The organism is Alphaproteobacteria bacterium, from assembly GCA_039980135.1.
GTDB lineage: Bacteria > Pseudomonadota > Alphaproteobacteria > UBA6615 > UBA6615 > UBA8079.
In genome coordinates this window covers 668,068-693,549 of the sequence record JBDXCV010000009.1, presented here as the reverse complement: position 1 = coordinate 693,549, position 25,482 = coordinate 668,068, and the positions used below count along the sequence as shown (strand labels likewise).

Below are 25,482 nucleotides of genomic sequence, written 5' to 3'. Positions count from 1 at the left end.
CTCATCACATAATTAGCGGGTGTGAAATGATATTTGGTCCGGGTGTTAGATTGATCGCGGCGGCGATACTTTTGCTCGCGCCGGTCAACTTGGCGTCAGCCCAGGAGCCCGTGGACCTCGAACTGGTCCTGGCGGCCGACGGTTCGGGCTCGATCGATGATGCGGAACTGCGTCTGCAGCGCGAAGGATATGCGAACGCGGTGCGCAACCCGCGCGTCCTGGAACTGCTGACCGGGGGTATCCACGGCAAAAGCATCATCGCCTATGTCGAGTGGGGAAGCGCGCAATCCCAGCATACGATCGTGGACTGGACGGTCATCGATGGCCCTGAATCGGCCGCCGCATTTGGCGCGGCGCTGGTCGATGCACCGCGTCAGGCATGGGGCTACAACTCGATCAGCAATGCCATCGCCTACTCCCAGAATCTGATTCAGACCAATTCCCATCAAGGCCTGCGGCGGATCATCGACATCTCCGCCGACGCCGGGAATATCGGCGGCATGCCGCTGTTCCTCGCGCGTGACAATGCGATCTCGGCCGGGATTACGATCAACGGACTGGCGATCAGCCGGCCCGGCAGCACGCGGCCTCTGCGCGCGGTCTCGCTGGAGGCGGAGTTTCGTGAACAGATCATCGGCGGCACCGGGGCGTTCGTCGTCACGGTCGACGAGACGATCAGCTTTGCCGAGGCGGTGCTGAAGAAGATGATCCTCGAGGTCGCCGGCATCGCGCCGCCGGAGATCGCCGGTTTGCCGACGGGGGGGCGCGTCACCTTTGCCGGGAACTAGCGCGGCGAGCGGGCGTTACCACTCGATTTTCTCGAGGCCGTCGAACGTGATGACGCTGCCGTCGCTGTAGGTGATGGTGCCCGACGCGTCGGCGGTCAGGTCCGCATAGCCGTCCTTCACGCTGTTGACGGACGACCCGCCGTCGAAGGCGATGGTCCAGTTGGTCCCGCCCGCAGACGGCGCGTCGATGCGCAGGGTGTCGGTCCAGCCGGCGCCGCCGTGGACGGCGGTGTCTCCGTCGCCAGACGAATAGAGGAACAGATCGTCGCCGGCATTGCCGCTGAGCACGTCGTCGCCGGTATTGCCGCGAAGCGTGTCGTTGCCGTCGCCACCGGAAATAGTGTCATTTCCGCTGCCGCCGGAGACCGTGTCGTTCCCGCTTCCGCCGACGAGCGTATCGTTTCCGGCACCGCCCATGATCGAATCGTTGCCGCCGCCGCCGCGAATCAGGTTCGCGTCGCTGTTGCCGGTCAGGCTGTCGTTGTGGCCGGAGCCAATGAGGTTCTCAACATTGGTGATCTGGTCACCGTCCGCCTCGTCATTGAGGTTTGCGATGTCAATGTTGCCGACGCCGCCCAGCGAGGCGGTGACGCCGCTTGTCGCGTCGGCATAGACGACGGTGTCGATTCCCGCTCCGCCGTTAAGCGTGTCGGCCCCTTCGCCGCCGGCGAGGATGTCGTTTCCGTCTCCGCCACGGAGCCTATCGTTGCCCGCGCCGCCGCTCAATGTATCATTTCCGCCGCCGCCCGACAGGACATTCGCCTCACCGTTGCCGACGAGCGTGTCACCACTGTTCGATCCAACCAGGTTCTCGATGTTGCTGATCGTGGCGCCGGTGCTGTCTGTTCCGGTTGAGAGGTTGACCGATCCGCCGGATGCGGCGGCGGAGTAGTTGATCGTGTCGGACCCGGCGCCGCCGTCTATCGTATCCCCGCCGCCGCTGGCGTGAATGATGTCGTCGCCGGACCCGGCGTCGATGGTGTCTGCGCCCGCGCCGCCGCTTATCGTGTCGTCGCCGCCCTGTCCGTAGATCGTGTCGTTGCCGGTCCCGCCGACGATGGTGTCGTCACCGTCCCGGCCAGGGTCGACCACAACCGAGATCGTGGTGCTGCTGCTTGCCGTGTCACCGCCGTTCGACTCGGTGGCCGTGGCCGTTAGGGTCAGGTCGAAGTCGGCTGTCCCCTGGGGCACGGCAATCGTCAGTTTCGCCAACTGAGCCTCGCTCAGCGTCCAGCTGCCGTCCCCATTGTCGGTGCCTGCGGAAAGCGCCGCGCCTACCGGTACGCCCTCGATGAGAATGGAGAGGGTTTCCGAGCCGTCCGTATCGGTTAGAGACGCGGAAATGTTCAGGCTGGCGTTCAGGAGGCTGGCCGGGTTGTTGTCGCCGTACAGGGTGTCGTTTCCGTCGCCGCCGTCGATCGAATCGTCGCCGGCACCGCCTTGTAGGACATCGTCACCCGCCGTTCCCGTGCCGGTGCCGTTCCCGGGGCTGAAGCCCACGGCCGAAACGGACGCGCTTCCGATCCGCAGGGAGGGTGTGCTCGCGGTCTCGTCCGGTGGTTCGGAAATAGGTCCCGGCCCGGGATCGAAGGGTGGTTCCGTCGCCGGGGTGGCGGGTTCGGCGCTGCCCGCGAAGATATTCGGTGCGGGAGCGACACTGGTGTTCTGCGGTTCTTCCGCCGTCATTCGCGTCGGCGGCCGGCTTGTATCCGGTTCGGTTGCGGGCACCGCGTCCGGGACGGGCGGGGCCGGTTCGCCATCGGGGTCGGCTGATAGGGCACGTGCGGCGGTTTCGGATGACGGTGGCGCGTTCGGTTTGCTCGGTGGAGCGGTCGCGGCGCCACGGCCGGGCAACGCTTCGTCGTCGAGGACCGCTTCGTCGGCCGAGCCGGATTGTTCGTCCTGCACCGGCGCATGGGCGCCGGACTCCGCGGTGCCGGGTTCCTGCGCGACAGTGCCGGTGTGCAGGTTTGCATTGGTCGCGTCTGCCGTGGGGCGGACGTTGCTGTTGGTCGTGATCGCGGCCTGCTTCGACGCGGTCGATTCCTCGCGGTGGACCGTTTTCCTTTCGTCACCGATCCAAAGCTCGCCGTCGCGAATATCGCCGTCGTGCGCGTCGAAATCGCGCCCATCGCCGTGCTTCAGGTCGCCGTCGTACAGATCTTTCAAGGGCTCGCGATCGGCCACAAGCCGCGCTCCGGGGTTGAGGGTTCGTAACGTTTCCAGCCGAAACCCTAGCGCGCCGGGGTTTAAACTCCGTTTAGCATTCCGGGCATTTTATAAATCTTGGTTATCGGAAATTAACCAATCTTCAACCCAGGAATACAAGAGTAGGTATTCGACCCCTGCGACTGCGTGATCGCAGCGTCGCCGGGGCGCCGTTTGCGGAGATACAGACTGACCCAAACTGCAACATCGATGACGCCGGGACAGATGCCACGCGTGCTGCGCTCCCTCGGCCGCAGCGCATACGGTCGGATCGACATTCTGCTCTCGTCGGTCGTGATCAACCTGCTTTCACTCGCGCTGCCGCTCGTGATCCTGCAGACCTATGATCGTGTTATTCCCAACGGCGGACAGGAAACCTTCATCTACCTGCTCGCCGGGCTGGCCGCGGTCGTCATACTCGACGGCGCACTCCGGCTGGCGCGTGCCTACATCACGAGTTGGGGAGCTGCACGCTTCGAGCATGCGGTGGGCTGCCGCATCGTCGATCGCATGCTTTCGACCAGTTCCCTGGAGTTCGAACGCGAACCTCCGGGCACGCAGCTGGCGCGATTCAATGCGATCGAGACGCTCCGGGATCTGTATTCGGGGCAGGGGATGCTGGCCCTCATCGACCTTCCCTTCGTCGCACTGTTCCTGGCACTGATTGCCTTCATCGGGGGCGAACTCGTTGTTGTACCACTGGTCATCATTCTGGTGGTCGGTTTGCTCGCCTTGGGGCTTGGTCACAAGCTGCGCAAAGCCCTGACCGCGCGCCAGGATATCGATGACCGGCGTTACAGTTTCATCATCGAGGTGCTCGGCGGCATGCAGCTGGTCAAGGCGCTGGCGCTCGAAGAGTTGATGATGCGACGCTACGAGCGGCTGCTGCGAAGTTCCTCCGAGGCCGTGCACGAGGTCATCCTCAAATCCGGGCTTGCACAGGCACATGGGGCACTTTTCTCGAACCTCACGATGATCTCCGTCGCGGGCGCGGGCGCCGTGCTCGTGCTCGAGGAGCGCCTGACGCTTGGCATGCTTGCCGCGTGCATGCTCCTGGCAGGCCGATCCGTGCAGCCGATCCTCCGGGCGATCGCTGTCTGGGTGCAGTTCCAGAACATCAAGGTGGCGGAATCCCGACTGCAGGAGATCATGCAGCTGCCGTCTGAATCTGAAGGCCGCGGCTTGGAGGTTCCCGAGATCAGCGGCGGTTTCAGCTGCCACGACGTGGGCTTCGTCTATCCCGGGACCGGGGATGCCCTCTTCTGCAACCTCGATGTCTCGGTCGAGACGGGTGAGACCGTCGCGGTCGTCGGGCAGAACGGCTCCGGCAAGTCCACCTTTCTCTGGCTTGCCATGGGCCTGCTCACGCCCACGGCGGGCGAAATCCGATATGACGGCGTTTCGGTCGCCGATCTCGACCCCCGGGTGCTACGCCAGCAGATCGCCTACCTGCCGCAGCGCGGAACGCTGTATCGTGGAACGATCCGGGAGAACATGACGATGTTTGCCGGTGAAGACCGGCTCGATTCGGCGATGGAGATTGCTCGTACGCTGGAGCTCGACAAGGTCCTCGCACGTCTTCCCGACGGGCTCGACACCAAGCTCGGCAACTCGAGCAATGACATCCTGGCGGCCGGTGTTCGTCAGCGCATTGCTATTGTTCGCGCGCTTGCAGCGGGCCCGAAGATTGTCCTGTTCGACGAGGCGAACTCCGCGTTCGATCTTCAGTCGGACGAACTCCTGCAGCGATTCTTCGCCGAGATGAAGGGGGCAAAGACGATGGTGATGGTCACGCACCGGCCGTCCCTCGTGCGCATGGCCGACCGGGTGCTGGAAATCAGCAACCGGCAGATTCGCCCGCGGCCAGACGCTGGTTCCGGGGATGCGGGCCTGGTGATCGATCCCGTGCCCCACGGGATGCGGGCGGGCGTCGCGTCATGACTGCGTTTCTCGCAACATTGCCCCAGGCCATGGCGCAGACGGATCTGCTGCGCGAGAGCCTGCGTTACGGCGGCGAGGCGGACCGGACATTGCGCGGAATCGCTGCCTGTCTCGTCCCGATTCTGTCAGCGCTGAAATGGCGAGGTGACCCCAATCAACTGGTTGAATCGCTGCCGCATTTCGTCCGCGATCCGACGATTGACGATCTGCGGGACACTCTCGCGCTCCTGGGGTTCCCGACGACGAGCCTGTCCGTTGCCGCCGAACGGCTCGACAGCCGGATGTTTCCCTGCCTGTACGAGACTAGCCGTGGCGAAATTTATGTCCTGATTGAACGGGTCGGCGAGCGGATCAGGGTCTTCGATCCCGATCGCGGCGGCGAGTACGACCTGAACCCGCACTACTGGCGGGGGCGCGCCTATGTGCTCGACGCCGCCCGGCGGGGCGAAGCTTCGCGCGGGGCCGGCGGCATGTCCTGGTTCCCCGAGATCGTCAGGCGTTTCAAATCTCTTCTCGCGCTCATGTTTGTCGCCAGCATGATCACCAACATACTGGCGCTGGTGGTGCCGCTCTCGATCATGGTGATCTACGATCAGGTAATCGGCCGCCGTTCGGGGATGTTCCTCTCCTCCCTGTCGATCGGCATCGTGATTGCGCTGGGCGTCGAGTTCCTGTTGCGGGCGATCCGGACTCGCGGGCAGGCCTTCCTCAGCGCGCGTCTGGAGTTCCTGATCGGCACCCGCGCATTCGCGCAGATTTTGCACCTGCCCTATGCGTTCATCGAACGCGCGCCGGTCGGCAAACAACTGGCGCTGATCAAAGAATTCGAATCCCTGCGGGACTTCTTTACCGGGCCACTCGTCACGGTCGTCTTCGATCTCCCATTTGTGATCGTTTTCCTGACGGTCATCGGTTTGATCGCCGGGCCGGTTGTCCTGATCCCGCTCGGCTTGATCGTGATCTACGGCATTCTGGGTCTCTTGATGTTCCCGGCGATGCGCCGCCGGGTGAAGGCCGCGAGCAGTGAGCGGGCGGAGCGGCACGCATTCGTGGTCGAGACGTTGGGCCAGATGCGAAGCATCAAACTGATGGGCGCCGAGGACACCTGGTATGAGCGGTTCCGTAGGAAGTCCGCGAATGCCGCGATGACCGCATTCCGAGCCAACTACCTGACGAGCGTTGTCCAGACAATTTCGCACATGATCATGGTCTTCGGGGGCGTCGGGGTTCTCGCGCTGGGTGTTGGCGCGATCGCGACGGGCGAGATGACCATGGGCGCGCTGATCGCGACGATGGCCCTCACATGGCGTGTCCTGGCGCCAATCCAGACGGGCTTCAACCTTATCGCCCGGCTGGAACAGGTCGTCCTCAGTATCCGCCAGTTCCACGAATTGCTTCGACTGAAGGTCGAGCGCGCGCCCGATCAGGCGATCGGGGAACGCAAGATATTCTCCGGCACGCTCGCGTTTCACCGGGTCAGCCTGCGATACCTACCGCAGCATGAGCCTGCCCTGCTTGGCGTGAGTTTCTCGGCACGGAAAGGCGAGATCGTGGCGCTCGCCGGGCCCAGTGGTTCCGGCAAGTCGTCGCTTCTGAGCCTGGCGCTGCGTCTCTATGAACCCCAGGGCGGAACGATTACCCTCGACGGGATCGACATCCGCCAGCTCGACCCGGTCGAGCTGCGCCGCGCGGTCGCGTTCGTGCCGCAGCAGGCGCAGGTCCTGTACGGAACAATTGCCCAGAACCTCAGGTTCGGAAATCTGTCGGCCAGCGATTCGGAATTATCGGAAGCGTGCGATGTTGCGGGCCTCCTGGATGATATCAATGCGCTACCGGACGGATTCGATACCAGGATCGGAGACAACCGTTCGCTGAGCCTGCCCGCCGGATTTCACCAGCGCCTGGCGCTGGCGCGTGCCTACCTGTCTCCTGCTTCTGTTCTGCTGCTCGACGAAGCCGCGAACGCACTCGACGTCGACGGGGACCGCAAGTTCTGTGCGGCCATAAATGCTCTTCGCGGAACCCGCACCGTGCTCATGGTCACCCATCGGCCCAGCCACATGATGCTGGCCGACCGCGTCGTGGCAATGGTGAACGGCGAAATCGTCGGGGACGGTGTTCCGGAAGATACCGTGCCGCGGCTGACCGGCCATGTTCTCTAGAAAGCAAAGGACGGATCCATCATGACCAGATCGGAAATGACACCGCATGGCACGCGCCCGTCGAACGGCAGCTTGCTGGCGCCGGTATCGGACGCGCGCGGTACGCCGCGGGTCCAGTTTCGTTATCTCTCGCACTCCGTGCGTCTCGAGGAAGCCGGCCCACCCCGCATTCTCCTGGCCTTTATCGCCGTCGTAGCCCTGTTGCTTGCGGGCGCGGTGGGGTGGGCGTCGGTCACACCGGTGACGACGGCGGCGCGCACCGCGGGAACGATCATGCCGTCAGGCGCGATCCGCAGCGTCCAGCATCTTGAGGGTGGAATTGCCCAGGAGCTGCTAGTGCGGAACGGGGATGCGGTGGCCGCCGGCGATATTCTGGTTCGCCTCGACAGTGCGGCGAGCGGCGCTGATCTCGAGCAGCTCGAGTCCCGGTACATTCACCTGCGGGCGAAGGCGATGCGGCTGCGCGCGGAGATTAACGGCGGGTCCGAACAGTTCGATTCGATTGCGGTCGACAATCTGGAACTGGCCGAAGACCAGCGCCGGCTGCTCGAATCGGCCCGGCAAAGCTACGTCGCCGAGCAGACCGTTCTTCGTGATCGTCTGCGGCAGAGCGAGTTGGAGGTTGAGGCCCTGCGCGTACAGATTTCCAGCCTGACCGAGCAGATCACATACATGGACGATCAGCGGAAAATCCGGGAGGACCTCTTCAACAAGGGAGTGGGCTCCCGAATCTCCATGCTTGAAATCCAGCGCGAGTTTGCGCGTCTGCGGGGGCGCCTCGGAGAGGTACGAAGCAGTCTGCGCCTTGCCGAGAGCGCCGTGGTGGAGGCACGCAACCAGATCCTTGAGCACGCGATCAACTGGCGCAATGACCGGGCGCAGGAACTCGAAACCGTGTCTTCGGAACTCACGGAACTACGCGAATCGCTGGCCAGATATCGCGACCGTTTCGCCCGTTTGAATGTCCTGGCACCGGTTTCCGGGACGGTGAATGCCTTGTCGCTCTCCGGGCCGGGCGCCGTGATCTCCGCGGGTCAGACACTCATGGATATCGTCCCGGGGGACGAGACTCTTGTGGTCGAGGCGCGGGTCGACCCGCGCGATGTGGGCTACCTGCGGCGGGGTCAGCTCGTCAATGTCGCCGTCAGCGGGTTCGATGTCTCGCGCTACGGGACCCTGTCCGGCCAGCTGGAACGGGTGTCTGCCACCAGCTTCGCTGACGATGAGGGACGCATCTATTACGAGGCGCGCGTTGTGCTCGCCGAGAACGAACTCGGACCGAGTATCGACCGCCGCAGGGTCCTGCCGGGCATGACCGTCGAAGCGAATATCAACACGGGATCCCGTTCTCTTCTGGAGTTTTTGGTGCGCCCGGTTTCGGCATCCTTGCGTTATGCGTTTGCCGAACGATGACAGCTGCTGAAAGACACGCCAGAGCCTTTCGTTGGCATTGCACCACCGGAACTAGCGCCGGCGCCTAGCCGGCATCGTAGGCCGCGACGATCTCATCGGCGGCGGCGCGCAAATCCGCGAGATGGTCGGCCACGAAGGCGTCCGCCGGCACGGCCTGGCGCATCCAGACGAGATTGACGCAGCCGAGCACCTGGTCGCCCGCCAGAACGGGTATGGATATCGCACTCAGGCCGTCATCGAAGAACTTACCTTCGCCGTAGTTGCCGCCCATATAGAACTCATCGCGGGTCGCATAGCCTTGCGCGCGGACCTGTTCGAGGATGGGTTCGAGCTTCTCCGGTGTGCGCGCGAGCTGGTCTGCGGGATGGGCCGACCTGGCGAGTTCGTCGAGTATTTCGTCATACTCCGCGCGCGGACAGAATGCGAGATAGGCGCGCCCGACCGCCGTGACCGCGAACCCGACCTGATGCCCGACCTCATCGCGGTTGACCAGAAAAGGCGTCTGGCGCCGGCTGGTTTCCTTGATCTCCATGAACTTGCCGTTCCGGACCATGAGATCGGACGGCCATTTGACCCGTTCGCACAGGCGGCCCAGGACAGGCCCGGCGATCTCGGCCAGCCGGTCGAATTCGTCCAGCGTCCCGGTCATGCGCCGCAGCCCGAAGGTGTTGCGATACAGCCCGTCGCCAAGCCCGCGCCGCACCAGCTCCTGTTGCTCCAGCGTCAGCAGGATTCGCAGCAGCGTGGTGCGATGCAGCCCGGTGTATTCATGCAGTTGATGCAGGCTGGCCGTGCCCAGTTCCTCGAGCGCGCGCATCACGGAGATGCCGCGCTCGATCGCGCGTATGGGTTGCAGGCCTGCCATTTAACCTCGCCGAGGAATTTGGATAATTCTGATGCGCAATCTAGCAGGAGGTTTCACTCCGCGAAAACCTCCGGAAATGTCAGGTGTCGTCATACATTGGTTGCATAGAGTTCACGTGAATGTGGCTCGAAGCGGTGGGTGTGTCGGTGGGAACTGTCCGGAACGTCTTGTTCATCATGTGCGATCAGCTGCGCGCCGATTATCTGTCATGCGCGGGCCATCCGACGTTGAAAACGCCGAATATCGATGCGCTGGCCACGCGCGGTGTGCGGTTCGCGAAAAGCTATGTCCAAGCACCCGTCTGTGGGCCGTCACGCATGTCCTTCTACACGGGCCGCTACGCGGCGAGCCATGGCGCATTCTGGAACTTTGTGCCGTTGCCGGTCGGGGAAATGATGCTTGGCGATCTGCTCCGTCCGTCCGATATGAAGGTCGCGTTGGCGGGTAAAACGCATCACTCCGCAGACAAGGTGGGCATGGCCCGTTTGGGCATCGAGCCGGAGAGCGCGGCCGGACGCGGTCTCATGAAAGGCGGATTTGAGTATGTGGTGCGCGACGACGGCATCCACCCGGCCGCCGCGGGGCGAATTGAATCCGACTACGCGAATTATTTACGCGCGAACGGGTTCGACAGCGACAATCCCTGGCATGATTTTGCCAACTCCGCCGCAGACCCGGACGGCAATGTGCTGAGCGGCTGGAACATGCGCAATTGCGGGCTGCCGGCAGTCGTGCCCGATGCGTTCGGCGAGACGGCCTACATGTCCGACCGGGCCATTGCGTTCATTGCAGAGCAGGGGGACGACCCCTGGTGCCTGCATCTCAGTTATATCAAGCCTCACTGGCCCTACATCGTTTCGTCGCCGTATCACAATCTCTATGGCGTCGATGACATCCTGCCGGCGGTGCGTTCGGCCGAGGAACGCGACACGGATCATGAAGTGATTCAGGCCTTCATGGCCCGCGAGGAAGGTCGCGAATTTCAGCGCGACGAAGTGCGCGAGACCGTGATTCCTGCCTATATGGGGTTGATTGCGCAAATCGATACCCATCTTGGCCGCGTGTTCGAGGCGCTCGATAAGGCCGGGCGGTTCGACGACACGATGATCGTCTTCACCAGCGATCACGGCGACTATCTCGGTGATCATTGGATGGGCGAGAAGGAGATGTATCACGAGCAGTCTTCGCGCATTCCGCTCATTGTCTATGATCCCGACGCCGCGGCGGACCGTACACGCGGTTCGGTGGACAACCGATTTGCCGAGGCGATAGACGTGGTCCCGACAATCCTTGATGCCGCCGGGCTCGAGGTGCCTGACAATATCGTCGAGGGTCGTTCGCTCCTGCCGTTGCTGCGCGGTGAGGACCCGGACGATTGGCGTGACGCGGTCTTCAGCGAGCTCGACTATGCTTTCTATTCGGACGTGCGTGACCCGCTGGAACGACCGTCCGATCAGTGCCGTACCTTCATGGTGCGCGAGGGCCGCTGGAAGTACATCGCCTTTGAAGGTTACCGGGCACAATTGTTTGACCTCGAATCTGACCCGGATGAATTGCAGGATCTGGGCGCTGATCCGACTTATGAGGCAGAGCGTACCCGGCTGCACCGCCGGCTCGCCGACTGGCAGAGCGGGTTGAAGTATCGGGTCACGGCACCCGAATCCTTCGTGCGGGAATTCAAGGTGCGCGCAGGAAAGTCGGGTATTCTCATTGGTCACTGGTGAGCCGGCGATAAAACCGGCTAGTCTGGTCGTCGACAAGCGACAACGACCAACCCGGGGGACCGTATCTTGGCTCAACCTTCACCACTTTCCATGTTCGACATTTCGGGGAAGTCCGCGCTGGTAATGGGCGCAACCGGCGCCTTCGGCGGCGCGGCCGCGGTGGCGTTGGCGCAGATGGGTTGCGATATCACGATCGCAGACCTCAATCCCGACAAGGTCGAGGCCAAGGCCGAGGAGCTGCGCGCGATCGGCACCAGGGTCGCCACCGCGACCGGGTTACCGGATACCGAAGAGAATGCAGCCAATATGGTGGCCGCCGCGGTCGAAGCCTACGGCGCGCTCGATCTGATGTTCGTCGCCACCGGCATGAACGATGTTGGGTATATCGAAGAACAATCCTATGAGAGTTGGCGCAAGGTAATGTCCGCCAATCTGGACGGCTACTGGCTGGCGTGCCAGGCGGCGGGCCGGCAGTTTGCCAAACAGCCGGCGGACCGAGGGCGCTCGAAGGTTGTTGTCGTGTCGTCCACGCGTGGCCGTCACGGGTTACCCACCGGGTATACCGGCTATTGCGCCTCCAAGGCGGGGCTCGACGGCATGGTCCGCGCGCTGGCGTGCGAGTGGGGTGGCAAGAATGCCAATATCAATGCGATCGGACCGACGGTCTTCCGTTCGCCGCTTTCGGAGTGGATGTTCTCGGATGAGGACCCCGGCAAGGCCACCCGTGAAGCCATGTTGGAGCGTGTTCCTGTCGGTCGGCTGTCGGAGACGGATGACCTGATGGGCGGTCTGGTTTACCTGCTGTCGCCGGCCTCCGACTATGTGACTGGACACACGCTATACATCGACGGCGGTTACACCGCCGAATAATTCCGCCGGCAGACGGTTTGGGGAAGACGCATGCTGTTCAAGATCATTCTATGGGGCCTGTCGTGGATGTTCCGGGTATCCCGATGGCGCTATCCGGCGTTTCGCGCCCGTTTGCTTGAACGCAATCTCGTCGTCCAGATACGCAGCGAGGATGGCAAATCCGGCCGCTACATCATATTTGAAAATGGCCGCGTGCGCTCGGGCGCGGGACTGCATGATGCGCCGACGGTGTCTCTTGTATTCAAGACCGCCAGGATCGGCGCCAAGCTGTTGATGCCGCCGATCGATCAGCTCGAACAGATCGATGCCCTGAAGAATTTCCTGGTGCGCCTCGAGGGGCCCGATGACGACGCGCTGTGGTTCGCGCAAACTGTGATGGCCGCCCTCTCGGCAGGCTGGCGTTTCGGCCGCAAGATGAAAGACGGGACCACGCGGTTCTGCACCATGACCAATGGTGGGCCGCTGTTTGTCTATGTCCGCGACGGCGCAATTCTGCGGACCACGCCGGTCGCCTTCGATGCCCAGGATGCGGACACCTGGACGATCAAGGCGCGCGGTAAAGAGTTCACGCCACCACGCAAGGGCATGCTGTCTCCCCATGCGATGAACTGGAAGGCGATGGTCAACGCGCCCAACCGGATTCACTATCCGATGAAGCGGGTCGATTTCGACCCGAACGGCGAACGCAATATCCAGAATCGGGGCGTGTCGGGTTACGAGCGCATCAGCTGGGACGAGGCGCTCGACATCGTCGCGGGCGAGATCAAGCGGATGAAACGCGAGCATGGCACGGGGGCCATCGCATCGAGCAACGGCTCGCATCACAACTGGGGCAACATCGGCTACTATCTGAGCGCCAAGCTGCGCTTCATGAATGCCATCGGCACGACCGATGTGCATCACAATCCGGACAGCTGGGAAGGCTGGTACTGGGGCGCCATGCATCATTGGGGCGGCAGCTTGCGGGTCGGTGGCGGCGAGCCCTTCGGCACCATCGAGGATTGCCTCGAGAATGCCGAGATGATCGTCTTCTGGTCGAGCAACCCGGAGGCCACCAACGGTGTTTACGGTGGCCAGGAGGGCACGATCCGGCGCCAGTGGCTGCGCGATATCGACATCGATATCGTCCATATCGATCCCTACTACAACGACACCGCACAGTTTCTGGGTGGCAAGTGGATCGCGCCGAAGCCGACCACCTCGCCGGCGCTGGCGCTGGCCATCGCCCATGTCTGGATTACGGAAGACACCTACGACAAGGACTATGTCGCGACCCGGACCAAGGGCTTCGAGGCCTGGCGCGATTATATCCTCGGGGCCGAGGATGGGGTCGCGAAGAGCCCGGAATGGCAGGAGGCCGAGACCGGGGTGCCGGCCAAGGATGTGCGCGCGCTGGCGCGCAAATGGGCGTCCAGGCGCACCTACCTGGCGGCCGGCAGCATGGGCAACGCGTTCGGTGGTGCGGCGCGTAACGCGACGGGGACACAATGGACCCGCACGTTGGTGTGTCTCATGGGGATGCAGGGGCTGGGGAAGCCGGGGATCAATGTCAGCAATTTGCAGCTCGGCGTGCCGCATGACTTCAGTTTCTATTTCCCCGGCTACGCCGAGGGTGGCATCTCGGGCGATCTGAACAACACGGCGATGGCCGGCGCGCTCTATCAGCGCATGCCGCAGCTGCCGACCATGAACCCGTCCACCCAGAAAATTCCGCGCCTGCGCCTGCCCGACGCGATCATCGATGGCCATGCGGAAGGCTTCCTGTGGGATGCGCTTTCCATGGAGGGTCAGTTCACCAAGATCAGCTACCCCAAACAGGGCCATTCGCCGGTACATATGCTCTACCGCTACGGCACGGCGGTCCTGGGCACCTTGAGCGATTCCAACCGGTTCGTGGAGATGTACCGGTCACCCAATCTGGAGTTCGTGGTCAGCCAGGCGATCTGGGAAGAGGGCGATACCCGTTTCGCCGACGTGATTCTGCCGGCCTGCACGAGCATGGAGCGCTACGATATCGGCGAGTGGGCCAACGCTGGCGGATACGGCGCGCATTTCCACTCCCAGACCAACAACCGGATCATCACATTCCAGGCCAAGTGCATCGAGCCGATCGGAGAATCGAAGTCCGATTATGAGATTTTCTCACGGCTCGCCTGCCGGCTCGGCCTCGGCGCCTATTACACCGAGGGCATGCGCGACATCGACTGGGTCAAGCGGATGTTCGATGCCTCCGACCTGCCGCAGCATATCTCCTGGAAGAAATTCATCGAGCGTGGCTATTTCGTGGTCCCGCCCGAGGCGCCCGAATTGCGCGCGCCGACCGCCTATCGCTGGTTCGCCGAGGGTGAGAAGAAGAATATCCCCGAGGCGATGCCGCTGCCGGGGGACTATACCGAGCAGTTTCTCGAGGGGCTGCAGACCCAGTCGGGGCTGTTCGAGTTTGAAAGTTCGAGCCTGAAACGGTTTGCACCGGACGATGCCGAACGCCCCCCGATCGTGAAGTATCAACCTGCCTGGGAGGGGCCGAACGCCGACGGACTGGGTGATCGTTACCCGCTGCAGCTGCTCACGCCACACTCGCGGTTCAGTTTCCATAGCCATGGCGATGGCAAGGACAGCTTTCTGAATGACATTCCCGATCACCGGGTGCTGATCGACGGTCACTATTACTGGGTGCTTCGTCTCAACCCGGAGGATGCGGCGGCGCGCGGCATCTCCGCCGGTGATCTGGTGAAGGTCTTCAATGATCGCGGTGCGGTCCTTTGCGCGGCACTCCTGACCGAACGCCTGCAGCCCGGCGTCGCCCACGGATATGAATCCGCCGCCGTGTATGACCCGATGGGAGAGCCCGGCCGGTCCGTTGATCGTGGCGGGTGCCTCAACCTTTTGTCGCCGCAGCGTTCGCAGATCAAGAACTCCCACTCGATGGCCAACAGCACGGCCATGGTCGAGATCGCACCCTGGGACGGGGTCGTCGAATATGAGCGGATCGAACCCCTGAGTGTGGGAGGTGCGGCATGAGCCAGCCCAAATGGAACCTGATCGTCGACGTTGCCAATTGCACGAATTGCAACAACTGCACCCTGGCGGTGCAGGACGAACATGTGGGTAACAGCTTCGCCGGCTACACGGCGGAGATGCCCAAGCACGGCCATCGCTGGATCGATATCAAGCGGCGTGAGCGCGGGCAGGGGACCATGACCGATGTGGCCTATCTGCCGACCATGTGTCAGCACTGCGACGATGCCCCCTGCATCGCGGCGGCGGAAGACGGCGCGATCAAGAAGCGCGCTGATGGCATCGTCGTGATCGATCCGGACAAATCGAAGGGACAGAAACAGATCGTCGAGGCCTGTCCTTATGGCGCGATCTTCTGGAACGAAGAGCTGGAAATTCCCCAGCACTGGATCTTCGATGCCCACCTGCTGGACGTGGGCTGGAGCGAACCGCGTTGTGTCGATGTCTGCCCGACCGGGGCATTGCGTTCGCTCAAGGTTGACGATGGCGCGATGGAAAAGGTTACGCAGGAAGAAGGCCTTGAGCCGCTCCGGCCCGATCTCGAGACCAAACCACGGGTGCATTACAAGAATCTCTGGCGCTACGCGAAATGCTTCATCGGCGGGACCGTCTCGGCGGAACGCGACGGCGTCGTCGATTGCGTTGAGGGTGCACGGGTAGTGTTGTCGCAAGACGGGCAGCCGGTCGCGGAAACCGCGACTGACGGTTATGGCGATTTCAAGTTCGACCGCCTGGATCCCGACAGCGGCGGCTATGTGATCGAGGTTTCTGTTGATGACCACGCTGCCAAACAGCGTGACGTGACGTTGGGGGTAAGCGTCAATCTGGGCGAAATTCGTCTGGGCGGGTGAGCGCGCAACCCAAAGACCGCGATTGGGCCGCCTATTACGCCAAGACCGGCGGCCGCCCGCCGCGCGAGACATTGATGTTTGCGCTCGACCGGTTCGATGCGGCGCCGGCGGATGCGACGCGGTTTGCCGTCGATCTCGGGGCGGGTTCGGGACGGGACGCGATTGAAATGCTGCGCCGGGGTTGGCGGGTGCTGGCGATCGATGCCGAGACGGACGCCATCGACGCCCTCAAGGCACGACCGGACCTGCCGCCCGATGCCGATCTGTCCCGCATGGTCGCCCGGTTCGAGGATGCGGCCTGGTCGGAATGTGATCTGGTGAACAGCAGCTTCGCGCTGCCATTGTGCACGCCGACGGATTTCGCGCGTGTGTGGCAGCGGATCGCGTCGTCGTTGCGCCCGGGCGGGCGCTTCGCCGGGCAACTTTATGGTGATCGGGACAGCTGGGTGGGGCGAGACGGCATGACCTTCCACACCCGCGTGCAAGTCGAAGCCTTGCTCGCAGGTTTCGACATCGAGCACTTCGTCGAGGAAGAAGACGATTCCACCACCCCGCGCGGCGAGACGAAACACTGGCATGTGTTTCACATTGTGGCGCGTGTGTCCGCTACCTGACGCTATTCCTTCCAGTCGAACAGCGCCGGCTCCTTGGCCAGGAACCGTTTGACGGCAGCCTTGTGGTCGGCGCTGGCATTGGCTTCGGCCTGCGCATCGGCCTCGGCGGCCAGCGCGGTTGTGCGGTCGGATTCGAAGGCCGCCCCCATCACGCGCTTGGCAATGCCGATGGCGACCGGTGAGGCGTTGGCGAATTTCGCGGCATAGGATTGGGCATGCGCGAGCAGTTCGTCCCCCGCGAGAACCTCCAGCACCAGCCCGAATGCCCGCGCATCCTCGGCGCTGAGTTCCCGGGCCGTGAGTACGAGGTCCTTGGCGCGCTGCAGGCCGACCAGGCGCGGCAGCAGATACATGGCGCCCCAGTCGGGCACCATGCCGATCCGGCCGAACGACATGATGAAGCGTGCATTCTCGGCCGCGAACACGAAGTCGCAGGCGATCGCGAGAGAAAACCCCGCACCGGCCGCAGCCCCGTTGACCGCGGCGATGGTCGGGACAGGCAAATCGAGCCAGCGTTCGAGCGTGACATGGGATTCCTGCATCCGTGCCCGCATCGCGTCGGGGCCCTTTGCCGACATTTCCTGCAGAACACGGAGATCGCCCCCGGCGCAGAATGCTTTCCCGGTCCCTGTCAGGACGACGGCGGAAATGTCTTTCCCGGCGCGTTCGCCGAGCTGCAGGACTGCGTCGGCGAATTCGTCCCGCAGCGCACCGCCCAGCGCGTTGCGCGCCTTGGGCCTGTTGAATGTGAGTGTCGCGACGCCGTCATGCACGTCGAGCAGGAGTTCGGTGTAGGCCATGGGACGTTTCCGCTGTCTTTGTATGGTATGAGCGCGAAGAGCCGATATTATGCCATGTCCGCGTCGAATGTGGCCGGCACCCAATTTCAGAATGGAGCGTACGATGAGTGATTCCAATCTTCTCGAACCGTCAGTCGATCCGAACAAGAAGATCGTCAGCTACCGGAACGTGGTCTGTCAGAATCCAGCCGGTGGTGCGCGTACGGTCGTCTCGGTGCGTGATACCCCCGGGTTTGTCATCGATGAACCGACCGAGCGCGGTGGCACCAACATGGGACCGACGCCGGTTGAATCGGTTATGGGCGGGTTGTGCGGCTGCGATGCCGCCATCACCCATATGGTCGCCGAACTTCTGGAGTTCGAGTATGGCGATGTGGACTATGTGTGTGACGCCGAGATCGATGTGCGCGGGTCGCGCGGGGTGAAGGGGGTTCGGCCCTACTTCGAGAAAGTCACCGTCACCAAGACATTCCGCACCAACGAGACCGCCGAGCGGGTCGAGAAGCTGAAGGCAAATGTCGAGCAGCGCTGTCCGGTCAGCAACCTGATCCGGGACGCCGGTGTCGACCTTCACATCGAGTGGGTCGTTGAGCCGATGTAGCGCAGTGGGGTTCGGCCGGGCGTTTGGCCCGGCCAGACCCTAGCGTTTCAGGCGCGCCATCTCGCCCAGCACGGCGCAGACGGCGGCGGTGTCTTCTTCCGCGCGGCCCTGGGCCATGCCCGCGACATAGATGTCGGAGCAGGTGGTGAACAGCGGCGTCGGACAGTCGAGCGATTTCGCGAAGGCGCCGATGACGGACATGTCCTTCTGCCAGACGGAGATCTTCATCGTTGCATCGGTGTAATCGTCGGCCACCATCATCGGGCCGCGCACCTCGAACATGCGCGAGTTTCCCGCGCTGTCGCAGATCACGTCGTAGATCATCTGCGGGTCGAGCCCGCCCTTCATGCCCATGACCAGCGCTTCGGCGGCGGCAATGTTGTGGATCGCCACCAGATGGTTGGCGACATATTTCATCCGGCTGCCGTTGCCGAACGCACCAACGTAATAATGGGCGCGCGCGAAACCCTCGATGACCTCGGCGCAGATATTCGCCGCCGCTTCGTCGCCGCTCAGATAGACCGCGAGGTCCTTCTCGCGCGCTTGTGCGCCGGTGCCCGAAAGGGGCGCGTCCAGCATGGTCACGCCGGCGTCGGCGAGCGCATCATGATTGCGCTGCTTGTCTTCGATCGGGAAGGTCGAGCATTCCATGACGATGACGTCTTTGTTGCCGGCGGATGCGATCCCGTTTTCGCCGGCGCATACCGCGTCAAGGGCGCGTGTCGTCGGCAGCGACGTGATGACGATATCCGACGCCTGGGCAACCGCGGCGGGTGATGCCGCGACCGTCCCGCCCTTGCCGGTCAGTTCGTCACAACGCGCGGGATCGAGATCGAACCCCGTCACCGTGTAGCCGGATTTCAGAAAATTGCCCGAGATGGCGGACCCCATGATACCGAGGCCGATCAGGCCGATGCGTTTCGACATGGAACAAAAACTCCCCGTTGCGTGTCCGGCGTGGCGCCGGTGGATTTGCTGCGGCGGGTTATATCATCATCCTTGGTCCGCGCGAGGGCGACGAACGCGACGCCGGGGGTGCGGACATGCTATGGCGCGGGCATGACAGAGAGTAGCTTCCGTAAATGACCTATCTTGCCTTCCTGCGCGCCAATCTCCGGTTCATCGGTTTCGGATTTCTCCTGACCCTGCTGTCGAGCTATGGCCAGACCTTCTATGTCGCGTTGTATGGCACGGAAATCCGGGCGGAATTCGGGTTGGGGCACGGCAGCTTCGGGGCGGTGTTCTCGACCGTCAGCATCGTTGCGGCGGTCGCGCTGGTCTGGCTCGGGCGGTTGATCGACCGCGTCGACCTTCGCCGCTATACCGCCGTGACCTTGATCGCGTTGACCGGTTCGATGGTGGCACTCTCCTTCGCGCATTCGCTCTGGCTGTTTGCGCTGGCGCTGTTCGTCACCCGATTGTGTGGCCAGGGTTTGACGATCCACATCATGGGCACCGCCATGGCGCGCTACTTCCCGCAAGATCGCGGCAAGGCATTGAGTCTCGCAGGGCTCGGTCTGGCGGCCGGCGAGACCGTCCTGCCGATCACCACTGTGGCGCTGATCGCCGCTATTGGCTGGCGGAATGTGTGGCTGGCGACCGGCCTCGTGACCGCCCTGGCGTTGCTGGTGCTCGTCCCGATCGTGCTCAAGGGGTTCGGTCAGCGCCACGGCGACTATCTCGCCCGGCAGTCGCAAAGCGCCGGTCAGCCCGGCGCGGGCCGTGACTGGACCCGCCTCGAGGTGCTCCGCGATCCGCGTTATCTCGGCGTCATGCTGTTGCTGCTCGCCTATCCCTATGTCTCGACAGGCGTGTTGTTCCATCAGGCATATATCGCCGAAATACGCGGCTGGCCGATCGAACTGCTGGCGACGGGCTTTATTTCGATGGCGTTCATGAAAGTCCTCACATCACTGACGATCGGCCCGATGATCGATCGCAACGGCGCGGTGCGGTTGATACCCGCCTCCGCGCTGCCATTCATCGCCTGTTTCGTCGCCATCGGCGTCTCCAGCCATCCTTTGATGCCGTATGTTTTTCTCGGCGCGCTCGGCGTCGGGATCGGCATGTTGCAACCAGTATTGTCGGCCATGTTCGCCGAGTTGTACGGGGTTCGGAATCTGGGGGGGATTCGCGCGATGTCCGTTGCCGCAATGGTTCTCGCCGCCGCTGCGGCACCGGCGACCTTCGGAATCCTGTTCGATCTCGGCGTCTCGATCGAGACGGTCGTGACCGGCTGCATCGTCTACATGACGTTGGCGGCCGGGTTCGCATTCATGGTCTTGCGTCGGCACGATGGCCAAGTGGTCACGGACGACTGATCGGGCGCTACCCGTTCCTCGTGCATTAACCGTTTTTCAATTCGCCGGGGGATAACCTTTCTGACGATGCCGGAAGCTGATCTTCCGGACGTGCGGGAAGGTTTCCATGTCGCTGAACACATTCGTTGCCGTTCTGGTCGGTTTCGGCCTTTTCATCGCGGCAATCGCCCTGAGCACGAACAATTACTTCGTGTTCATGAGCGGTGCGGGCGCGATCCTCGTGCTCGGCGGCACGCTCGCTTCCACCTTCATCAGCTATGAATACACATATGTGCTGAGCGGGCTGCGCGGCATCTTGGGCGCGTTCAGGATCGACCGCCGCGGCCGCTCGCGCCTGAATGCCGAAGTCGGCCGGGTCATCCGCTGGGCCTATCTTGTCCAGAAGGAAGGCATCGTCAGTCTCGACGCCGAGGCCAAGAAAACGCCGGGCTGGGACGGCGGCTTCCTGCGATTCGGTGTGGAACTCCTGACGACCGAATACCCCGGCGAGAAGGTGCAGTCGATTCTCGGAAACGTGATCGAGTCGACCTACGAACGAAACATGGTCGGCGCACAGGTGTTGCGCAGCATGGCGACCGCCGCGCCGGCCTTCGGTATGGTCGGGACGCTCATCGGTCTGATCATCATGCTCGACAATATGGGCGATGATCCCAGCCAGATCGGGGCCGGACTCGCCGTCGCCCTGGTCACGACCCTCTACGGCATCATGCTGGCGCGTCTGGTCTTTGCCCCCGCTGCGGCCAAACTGCAGCAGCGTGAGGAAATCTTTCGCTTCCGCAATTACATGATCGTCGAAGGCCTTTCGATGCTCGCGGACAAGGCAAGCCCGCGGGTCATTCAGGATCACATGAACAGCTATCTCGATCCGACGATTCGCTACGATATCGACCGGCAACTCAAAGGTCGCGCGAGCGGCAAGGCCGGGTCCGCCAAGGCGAAGGCGAAGCCTGCCGGCGCCGCCGCCTGAGCGCGCCGATGCTCGGCCCGCGCAAATCCTTTTATCGTCCGCTGCGGCGCGATGAGTCCGATAGTGACCATGAGTGGTTGCTGACCTTCGCCGACGCGATGACGCTGCTGCTGGCATTCTTCGTCATGCTGGTGAGTTTTTCCAAGGTCGACATGCTGACCTTCGAGGAGGTGAAGGCCGGGATCGCCCGCGACCTGGGGCAGCGCTCGATCACGCGGCCGGCCGCACAGCTTCGCGCCGAACTGGATACTCTGGTCGATTCTCTCGGCGTCGCCGATGCCGTGCGGATCGACACCTTCGAGCGCGGTATCGTGCTGGAACTGGCCGCGAATGCCTTCTATCAGCCGGGCGCCGCGACGCTGCGTCCCGAGGCGCGGCCCATCCTTGAAAGGGTGGCGGAGACCCTGCGTGCGCCGGTCTACAGCAAATTCAAGGTCGCCGTCGAAGGGCATACCGACGACAACCCGATCGCCAACGCCCGCTTCGCATCGAACTGGGAGTTGTCCGCCGCGCGCGCCACGAATGTGGTGCGGCTGTTCGGGGGGGCTGAAATTCCCGTACATCGAATGCGCGCCGTCGCATTTGCCGAGACCCAGCCCAAGGTTCCGAACCGCGATGGTGCCGGAAACCCGCTGCCCGAAAACCAGGCGAAGAACCGCCGGATCATCATCCGCGTTCATCGCTGATCCGGGCGTGGAAGCGCGCTCTCCGATTTGACATTTCGTCGCCGAACCGTAGCGTGTGCGTCGTTTCTCTTTGAACGTTGTACGGGTTACTGAATATGGAGTTCGCGACCGAGTTCTGGGCCTCGCTGACCGCCTTCTGGGTGTTGTTCATGGACGTGCTTCGTGACACGGCCTTCGGCACGAGTTTTGGGCGTATTCTGATTGCGGTGTTCGTCTTCGCCCTGTTGCTTGTCGCGCGCGGACTGTTTGCACGTTTCTTCATCGGCTGGCTGAAGCGAGCCGCGCAGCGAACGCGTAACGAGATCGACGATAGAATGGTGGATTCGCTCGAGAAACCGCTGCGCTTTGCGCCGATCGTTTTGGGCTTTTTTATCGCGACCGAGTTGCTGCAACTGGAAGGTGTGTTTGAGCAGATCGCCCTGCGTCTGACCGAATCCCTCATCGTGTTCACCCTGTTCTGGGGGGTGATCGCGCTGGTTGAGCCCATGTCCCGGATTCTGTCGAACCTCCGCGATGTGCTGTCCGCCACGATGGTCGATTGGATCATCAAGGCTCTGAAGATCCTGCTCGGCCTTATCGGTGCCGCGGCTATTCTCGAACTCTGGGGCGTCGAAATCGGGCCGGTGATCGCCGGTCTCGGCCTGTTCGGGCTGGCCGGTGCGCTCGCCGCGCAGGACCTGTTCAAAAATCTTCTGTCCGGTGTGCTGGTGCTTGCGGAGAAACGTTTCCATCCCGGCGACTGGATCAAGGTAGACGGGGTCGTCGAGGGTACTGTCGAATCAATCGGCTTTCGTTCGACCATGGTGCGCCAGTTCGACAAGGCCGTCGTTCAGGTGCCCAACACGAAGCTGGCCGACACCGCCACGATCAATTTCTCGGAGATGACCCATCGGCGCATCTACTGGAAAATCGGGGTGCTCTACGACACGACAGCCGCGCAGTTGCGCGAAATACGCGACGGCATCGAGGCGTATATTCTCGAAGATGAGGCCTTCGCCGATCCCAAGGATGTCGCAACATTCGTGCGGATCGACAGCTTCAACGACAGCAGCATCGACATCATGGTGTATTGCTTCACCAAGACCATCATCTGGGGGGAGTGGCTCGAGGTGAAGGAGGCGCTCGCCTACCGGATCAAGGAAATCGTCGAGGGCGCGGGCACCGGGTTCGCATTCCCGAGCCGCTCGCTTTACGTCGAGGCCCTGCCCGGTGACGCCCCCGAGATTTTTGCACCGCCCTCTCGCGAAGACACCGCGGACGCAAAAACCGAAAATCAGTCCTGACGTTCTTCCGCGCGGCGCGCGGCCTCGTCCTCCAGCGCGTCGGCATCCGCGGCGTCGATCACCTGGCTGGCCATGCGATAACCGAAACCCGCGCGGGCCATTGCCGCGAGGTCGCGGTCTCGGCGCGCGGCCCGGTCGTCGCGCCGCCACGGGCCCAGGCGGCGACGCTGGGCATGGCGGCAGGCGGCCGTAAACTCGGCGTCCGGATCTGCTTCTTCGAGCGCCTCGAGCGCCGCCGAGATATCCGCGCCGCCGACCCCCTTGACCTTGAGGGACATTTCGATCTTGCGTCGCGAGGCACCGGACCGGTGCAGGCTCGCCGCCCGGTTCTCGGCATAGAGCCTGTCGTTCACCAGCTTTCGCGCGACGAAGTCCCGGACGATATCGTCGGCCCAGCCGGTGGCCTCCGCCATGTCGGTGCCATGCAGGCGCGCGGATCGTCGAACCCGCCGCATCAGCACCTCCTGCAGGTTCGCCGCGGACGTCGCGTAGCGGTCGATGTACGACAAGGCGGCCTTGCGCAGACGCTCCGGGGTCGCGGGCTTTGGCTTGCGCCGTGGTTTGCTGCCGCTGCGTGCGCCGGTCGATGGCGCGCGGTCTGCCGGTTCGGCGTTCATTGGTCCGCCGCTTGCCGTGCGCGGGGCGGGCGCATAAGTTCCGACCCATGGAGACGGGAATGACGGAAACGACGAGGGGTCGGGCAGGCTCCGGCGCCGCACCGCGCGTGCGCAGTTTCGGCCATGTGAACTGGCGGGGTGTGTGGACGCTGTATCACCGCGAGGTCAAACGCTTCGTGAAAGTATTCACCCAAACCATAGCAGCCCCCGTCGTCACCACGCTGCTGTTCTACACCATCTTCAGTGTGGCGCTCGAGAATCGCGTGGGCATGGTCGGGTCGGTGCCCTTTGTCGTGTTCCTCGCGCCGGGCCTGATCATGATGACAATTCTCCAGAATTCGTTCGCCAACACCTCGTCCTCGATCATGGTGTCGAAGGTGCAAGGCAATATCGTCGACGTGCTGATGCCGCCGATCAGCCCGCTGGAGATGATGTGCGCCTATATCGCCGGCGGCGTGACACGGGGCATGATCGTCGCAATCGTGGCCACCGCGGTGATGAGCTTTATCGTTGATCTGCCGTTCGAGAATCCCGCTGCGATTGCGTTCTTCGCGCTGGCAGCCTCGGTCATGCTGGCACTGCTCGGGATGATTGGTGGAATCTGGGCCGACAAGTTCGATCATATGGCGGCAATCACGAATTTCGTGATTGTGCCGCTCTCCTTTTTGTCGGGCACCTTCTACTCGGTCGAACGCCTGCCCGGGACATGGCAGTTCGTCGCCCAGTTCAATCCGTTTTTCTATGCCATCGACGGTTTCCGCTCCGGATTTATCGGGCAGGGGGATGCCGGGTTCTGGCTCGGCGCCGCTGTCATGCTGGGGGTTGATCTGGTCCTTTTCCTGATCGTCCACCGCATGCTCGTCACCGGCTACAAGCTCAAATCCTGAGCGCGAGATGCCTCCGCGCAACGGCATAATCCTTGGCGGCCGGCCGGTCGCGCGCCGTTTCGGCGTCGTGAATTATCGCGGGCTGGCGACAATGTATGCGCGCGAGATGCTGCGCGGGTTCAAGATCTGGGGCATTACCCTGGCCGCGCCGACGGTCCGCGCGCTGCTTTTCGCCAGCGTGTTCGGGCTCGCCATCGACCGTCCGGACGCCATGATGGGTGGGGTCCCGTTCATCGATTTCCTGTTGCCCGGGCTGGTCGCCGTCGCCGCGCTGGAGCGGTCGTTTCAGTCGAGCGCCTTTTCCATTGTGTATGACAAGAATGAGGGAATTTTTCCCGATCTGGCCATGCTCCCGCTCACCCCGGGAGAAATCGTGTTTGGCTATGCGGCGGCGTCCGTCTCGGCGAGCCTGATCGTCGGCGCTGTTGTCTGGGCCGCGTTGCTGCTGGTGGGAGGTGCGGTGCCCGTGGCGCCGCTGACCCTGCTGTTCTTTGTCGCAATCGGCGCCCTGATGATCGGGTTGTTCAGCCAGATCACCGGCCTTTGGGCGCGCAAATGGGATTACCTGGAATCGGTCCAGACGTTCATTTTCATGCCCTTCGTGTTCCTGTCGGGCGTGTTCTTCTCGATCGATGAGTTGTCGGCCGCCGCGCAGCCCTTCGCCCGCGCCAACCCGGTCTTTTATATCGTGGACGGAATCCGGTTCGCGATCACGGGCCGGGCCGATGCCAATCCCTGGGTCGGGGCAGGGGTTTGTATCGCCGTGATCGCGATCCTCTGGGTCATTGTTTATCGTTTGTTCGCGGCGGGTTACCGGATGAAGAGTTAGACGCCCTGTGCCGTTGACTTCCGCTGCGCCTTTTTCG

General features: G+C 62.9%; 21 protein-coding genes. 16 read left to right on the top strand and 5 right to left on the bottom strand.

All coding sequences use genetic code 11. The annotated features are described in order from the left end of the window. The first annotated feature begins 110 nt into the window (after positions 1–110). Positions 111–788 (top strand): DUF1194 domain-containing protein, encoded by a 678-nt coding sequence (locus ABJ363_13770; protein ID MEP4380066.1) that lies wholly within the window; start codon positions 111–113, stop codon positions 786–788. Between the two features lie 15 nt (positions 789–803). Here ABJ363_13770 and ABJ363_13765 read toward each other — a convergent pair whose 3' ends face one another. Next, positions 804–2,975: a hypothetical protein gene (locus ABJ363_13765; GenBank protein MEP4380065.1), complete on the bottom strand. Its 2,172-nt coding sequence runs from the start codon at positions 2,973–2,975 to the stop codon at positions 804–806. 246 nt (positions 2,976–3,221) lie between these two features. Between ABJ363_13765 and ABJ363_13760 the strand changes: the two genes are divergently transcribed. Genes ABJ363_13760 through ABJ363_13750 form a run of 3 tightly spaced genes read left to right on the top strand, consistent with a single transcriptional unit; the run spans position 3,222 to position 8,512 of the window. Further along, a complete protein-coding gene (locus ABJ363_13760) occupies positions 3,222–4,937 on the top strand; it encodes an ABC transporter transmembrane domain-containing protein (protein MEP4380064.1) in 1,716 nt (571 codons plus the stop codon). Continuing rightward, the gene (locus tag ABJ363_13755; protein MEP4380063.1) at positions 4,934–7,099 is read left to right on the top strand and encodes a peptidase domain-containing ABC transporter; all 2,166 of its coding nucleotides are present in this window, start codon (positions 4,934–4,936) and stop codon (positions 7,097–7,099) included. Before ABJ363_13760 ends, ABJ363_13755 begins: the two co-directional genes overlap by 4 nt. A gap of 21 nt (positions 7,100–7,120) precedes the next feature. Next, entirely contained in the window at positions 7,121–8,512 is a 1,392-nt protein-coding gene (locus ABJ363_13750; GenBank protein MEP4380062.1) for an HlyD family type I secretion periplasmic adaptor subunit, read from the top strand. A 64-nt stretch (positions 8,513–8,576) separates the two neighbouring features. Here ABJ363_13750 and ABJ363_13745 read toward each other — a convergent pair whose 3' ends face one another. Continuing rightward, positions 8,577–9,377 carry a helix-turn-helix domain-containing protein gene (locus tag ABJ363_13745; GenBank protein ID MEP4380061.1) on the bottom strand — a complete coding sequence of 267 codons (801 nt, stop codon included), beginning with the start codon at positions 9,375–9,377 and terminating at the stop codon, positions 8,577–8,579. A gap of 119 nt (positions 9,378–9,496) precedes the next feature. Here ABJ363_13745 and ABJ363_13740 point away from each other — a divergent pair, with 119 nt between their 5' ends. The 5 genes from ABJ363_13740 (at position 9,497) to ABJ363_13720 (ending at position 16,454) form a co-directional block, all read left to right on the top strand. After that, positions 9,497–11,101 (top strand): alkaline phosphatase family protein, encoded by a 1,605-nt coding sequence (locus tag ABJ363_13740; protein MEP4380060.1) that lies wholly within the window; start codon positions 9,497–9,499, stop codon positions 11,099–11,101. Positions 11,102–11,167: 66 nt separating this feature from the next. Next, positions 11,168–11,971, top strand: a complete 804-nt coding sequence (locus tag ABJ363_13735; GenBank protein ID MEP4380059.1) for an SDR family oxidoreductase — start codon at positions 11,168–11,170, stop codon at positions 11,969–11,971. A 30-nt stretch (positions 11,972–12,001) separates the two neighbouring features. Continuing rightward, on the top strand, positions 12,002–14,992 hold the full coding sequence (locus tag ABJ363_13730) for a molybdopterin-dependent oxidoreductase (protein ID MEP4380058.1): 2,991 nt from the start codon (positions 12,002–12,004) through the stop codon (positions 14,990–14,992). Further along, positions 14,989–15,840 carry a 4Fe-4S dicluster domain-containing protein gene (locus ABJ363_13725; protein MEP4380057.1) on the top strand — a complete coding sequence of 284 codons (852 nt, stop codon included), beginning with the start codon at positions 14,989–14,991 and terminating at the stop codon, positions 15,838–15,840. Before ABJ363_13730 ends, ABJ363_13725 begins: the two co-directional genes overlap by 4 nt. Beyond that, positions 15,837–16,454 (top strand): methyltransferase domain-containing protein, encoded by a 618-nt coding sequence (locus ABJ363_13720; GenBank protein MEP4380056.1) that lies wholly within the window; start codon positions 15,837–15,839, stop codon positions 16,452–16,454. The genes ABJ363_13725 and ABJ363_13720 overlap by 4 nt, the downstream gene beginning before the upstream one ends. A gap of 2 nt (positions 16,455–16,456) precedes the next feature. Here ABJ363_13720 and ABJ363_13715 read toward each other — a convergent pair whose 3' ends face one another. Next, positions 16,457–17,254: an enoyl-CoA hydratase/isomerase family protein gene (locus tag ABJ363_13715; protein MEP4380055.1), complete on the bottom strand. Its 798-nt coding sequence runs from the start codon at positions 17,252–17,254 to the stop codon at positions 16,457–16,459. Positions 17,255–17,357: 103 nt separating this feature from the next. Between ABJ363_13715 and ABJ363_13710 the strand changes: the two genes are divergently transcribed. Further along, complete coding sequence (locus ABJ363_13710) at positions 17,358–17,855, top strand: OsmC family protein (GenBank protein ID MEP4380054.1); 498 nt, start codon at positions 17,358–17,360, stop codon at positions 17,853–17,855. 39 nt (positions 17,856–17,894) lie between these two features. On the opposite strand, the gene ABJ363_13705 is transcribed toward ABJ363_13710, so the two are convergent. Beyond that, positions 17,895–18,782, bottom strand: coding sequence for an NAD(P)-dependent oxidoreductase (locus ABJ363_13705; GenBank protein ID MEP4380053.1), 888 nt, complete (start codon positions 18,780–18,782; stop codon positions 17,895–17,897). Between the two features lie 155 nt (positions 18,783–18,937). On the opposite strand from ABJ363_13705, the gene ABJ363_13700 reads away from it, so the two are divergent. The 4 genes from ABJ363_13700 (at position 18,938) to ABJ363_13685 (ending at position 23,112) form a co-directional block, all read left to right on the top strand. Then, positions 18,938–20,176 carry an MFS transporter gene (locus ABJ363_13700; protein ID MEP4380052.1) on the top strand — a complete coding sequence of 413 codons (1,239 nt, stop codon included), beginning with the start codon at positions 18,938–18,940 and terminating at the stop codon, positions 20,174–20,176. Positions 20,177–20,282: 106 nt separating this feature from the next. Beyond that, the gene (locus ABJ363_13695) at positions 20,283–21,143 is read left to right on the top strand and encodes a MotA/TolQ/ExbB proton channel family protein (protein ID MEP4380051.1); all 861 of its coding nucleotides are present in this window, start codon (positions 20,283–20,285) and stop codon (positions 21,141–21,143) included. A gap of 8 nt (positions 21,144–21,151) precedes the next feature. Continuing rightward, positions 21,152–21,829, top strand: a complete 678-nt coding sequence (locus tag ABJ363_13690) for a flagellar motor protein MotB (GenBank protein MEP4380050.1) — start codon at positions 21,152–21,154, stop codon at positions 21,827–21,829. Between the two features lie 95 nt (positions 21,830–21,924). Beyond that, positions 21,925–23,112 carry a mechanosensitive ion channel family protein gene (locus ABJ363_13685; GenBank protein ID MEP4380049.1) on the top strand — a complete coding sequence of 396 codons (1,188 nt, stop codon included), beginning with the start codon at positions 21,925–21,927 and terminating at the stop codon, positions 23,110–23,112. Here ABJ363_13685 and ABJ363_13680 read toward each other — a convergent pair. Beyond that, positions 23,103–23,729, bottom strand: a complete 627-nt coding sequence (locus tag ABJ363_13680; GenBank protein MEP4380048.1) for a RecX family transcriptional regulator — start codon at positions 23,727–23,729, stop codon at positions 23,103–23,105. The genes ABJ363_13685 and ABJ363_13680 overlap by 10 nt on opposite strands. 59 nt (positions 23,730–23,788) lie before the next feature. On the opposite strand from ABJ363_13680, the gene ABJ363_13675 reads away from it, so the two are divergent. Both ABJ363_13675 and ABJ363_13670 read left to right on the top strand, forming a co-directional pair. After that, positions 23,789–24,616 (top strand): ABC transporter permease, encoded by an 828-nt coding sequence (locus tag ABJ363_13675; protein ID MEP4380047.1) that lies wholly within the window; start codon positions 23,789–23,791, stop codon positions 24,614–24,616. 7 nt (positions 24,617–24,623) lie between these two features. Continuing rightward, positions 24,624–25,445, top strand: coding sequence for an ABC transporter permease (locus ABJ363_13670; protein ID MEP4380046.1), 822 nt, complete (start codon positions 24,624–24,626; stop codon positions 25,443–25,445). Positions 25,446–25,482: the final 37 nt, after the last annotated feature.

Excerpts from the sequence above, each read along its gene's own strand:
- ABJ363_13760 (MEP4380064.1), top strand. The coding sequence starts at position 3,222 with ATGCCACGCGTGCTGCGCTCCCTCGGCCGCAGCGCATACGGTCGGATC.
- ABJ363_13755 (MEP4380063.1), top strand. The coding sequence starts at position 4,934 with ATGACTGCGTTTCTCGCAACATTGCCCCAGGCCATGGCGCAGACGGAT.
- ABJ363_13750 (MEP4380062.1), top strand. The coding sequence starts at position 7,121 with ATGACCAGATCGGAAATGACACCGCATGGCACGCGCCCGTCGAACGGC.
- ABJ363_13745 (MEP4380061.1), bottom strand. The coding sequence starts at position 9,377 with ATGGCAGGCCTGCAACCCATACGCGCGATCGAGCGCGGCATCTCCGTG.
- ABJ363_13740 (MEP4380060.1), top strand. The coding sequence starts at position 9,497 with ATGTGGCTCGAAGCGGTGGGTGTGTCGGTGGGAACTGTCCGGAACGTC.
- ABJ363_13730 (MEP4380058.1), top strand. The coding sequence starts at position 12,002 with ATGCTGTTCAAGATCATTCTATGGGGCCTGTCGTGGATGTTCCGGGTA.
- ABJ363_13725 (MEP4380057.1), top strand. The coding sequence starts at position 14,989 with ATGAGCCAGCCCAAATGGAACCTGATCGTCGACGTTGCCAATTGCACG.
- ABJ363_13715 (MEP4380055.1), bottom strand. The coding sequence starts at position 17,254 with ATGGCCTACACCGAACTCCTGCTCGACGTGCATGACGGCGTCGCGACA.
- ABJ363_13710 (MEP4380054.1), top strand. The coding sequence starts at position 17,358 with ATGAGTGATTCCAATCTTCTCGAACCGTCAGTCGATCCGAACAAGAAG.
- ABJ363_13705 (MEP4380053.1), bottom strand. The coding sequence starts at position 18,782 with ATGTCGAAACGCATCGGCCTGATCGGCCTCGGTATCATGGGGTCCGCC.
- ABJ363_13700 (MEP4380052.1), top strand. The coding sequence starts at position 18,938 with ATGACCTATCTTGCCTTCCTGCGCGCCAATCTCCGGTTCATCGGTTTC.
- ABJ363_13695 (MEP4380051.1), top strand. The coding sequence starts at position 20,283 with ATGTCGCTGAACACATTCGTTGCCGTTCTGGTCGGTTTCGGCCTTTTC.
- ABJ363_13690 (MEP4380050.1), top strand. The coding sequence starts at position 21,152 with ATGCTCGGCCCGCGCAAATCCTTTTATCGTCCGCTGCGGCGCGATGAG.
- ABJ363_13685 (MEP4380049.1), top strand. The coding sequence starts at position 21,925 with ATGGAGTTCGCGACCGAGTTCTGGGCCTCGCTGACCGCCTTCTGGGTG.
- ABJ363_13680 (MEP4380048.1), bottom strand. The coding sequence starts at position 23,729 with ATGAACGCCGAACCGGCAGACCGCGCGCCATCGACCGGCGCACGCAGC.
- ABJ363_13675 (MEP4380047.1), top strand. The coding sequence starts at position 23,789 with ATGACGGAAACGACGAGGGGTCGGGCAGGCTCCGGCGCCGCACCGCGC.
- ABJ363_13670 (MEP4380046.1), top strand. The coding sequence starts at position 24,624 with ATGCCTCCGCGCAACGGCATAATCCTTGGCGGCCGGCCGGTCGCGCGC.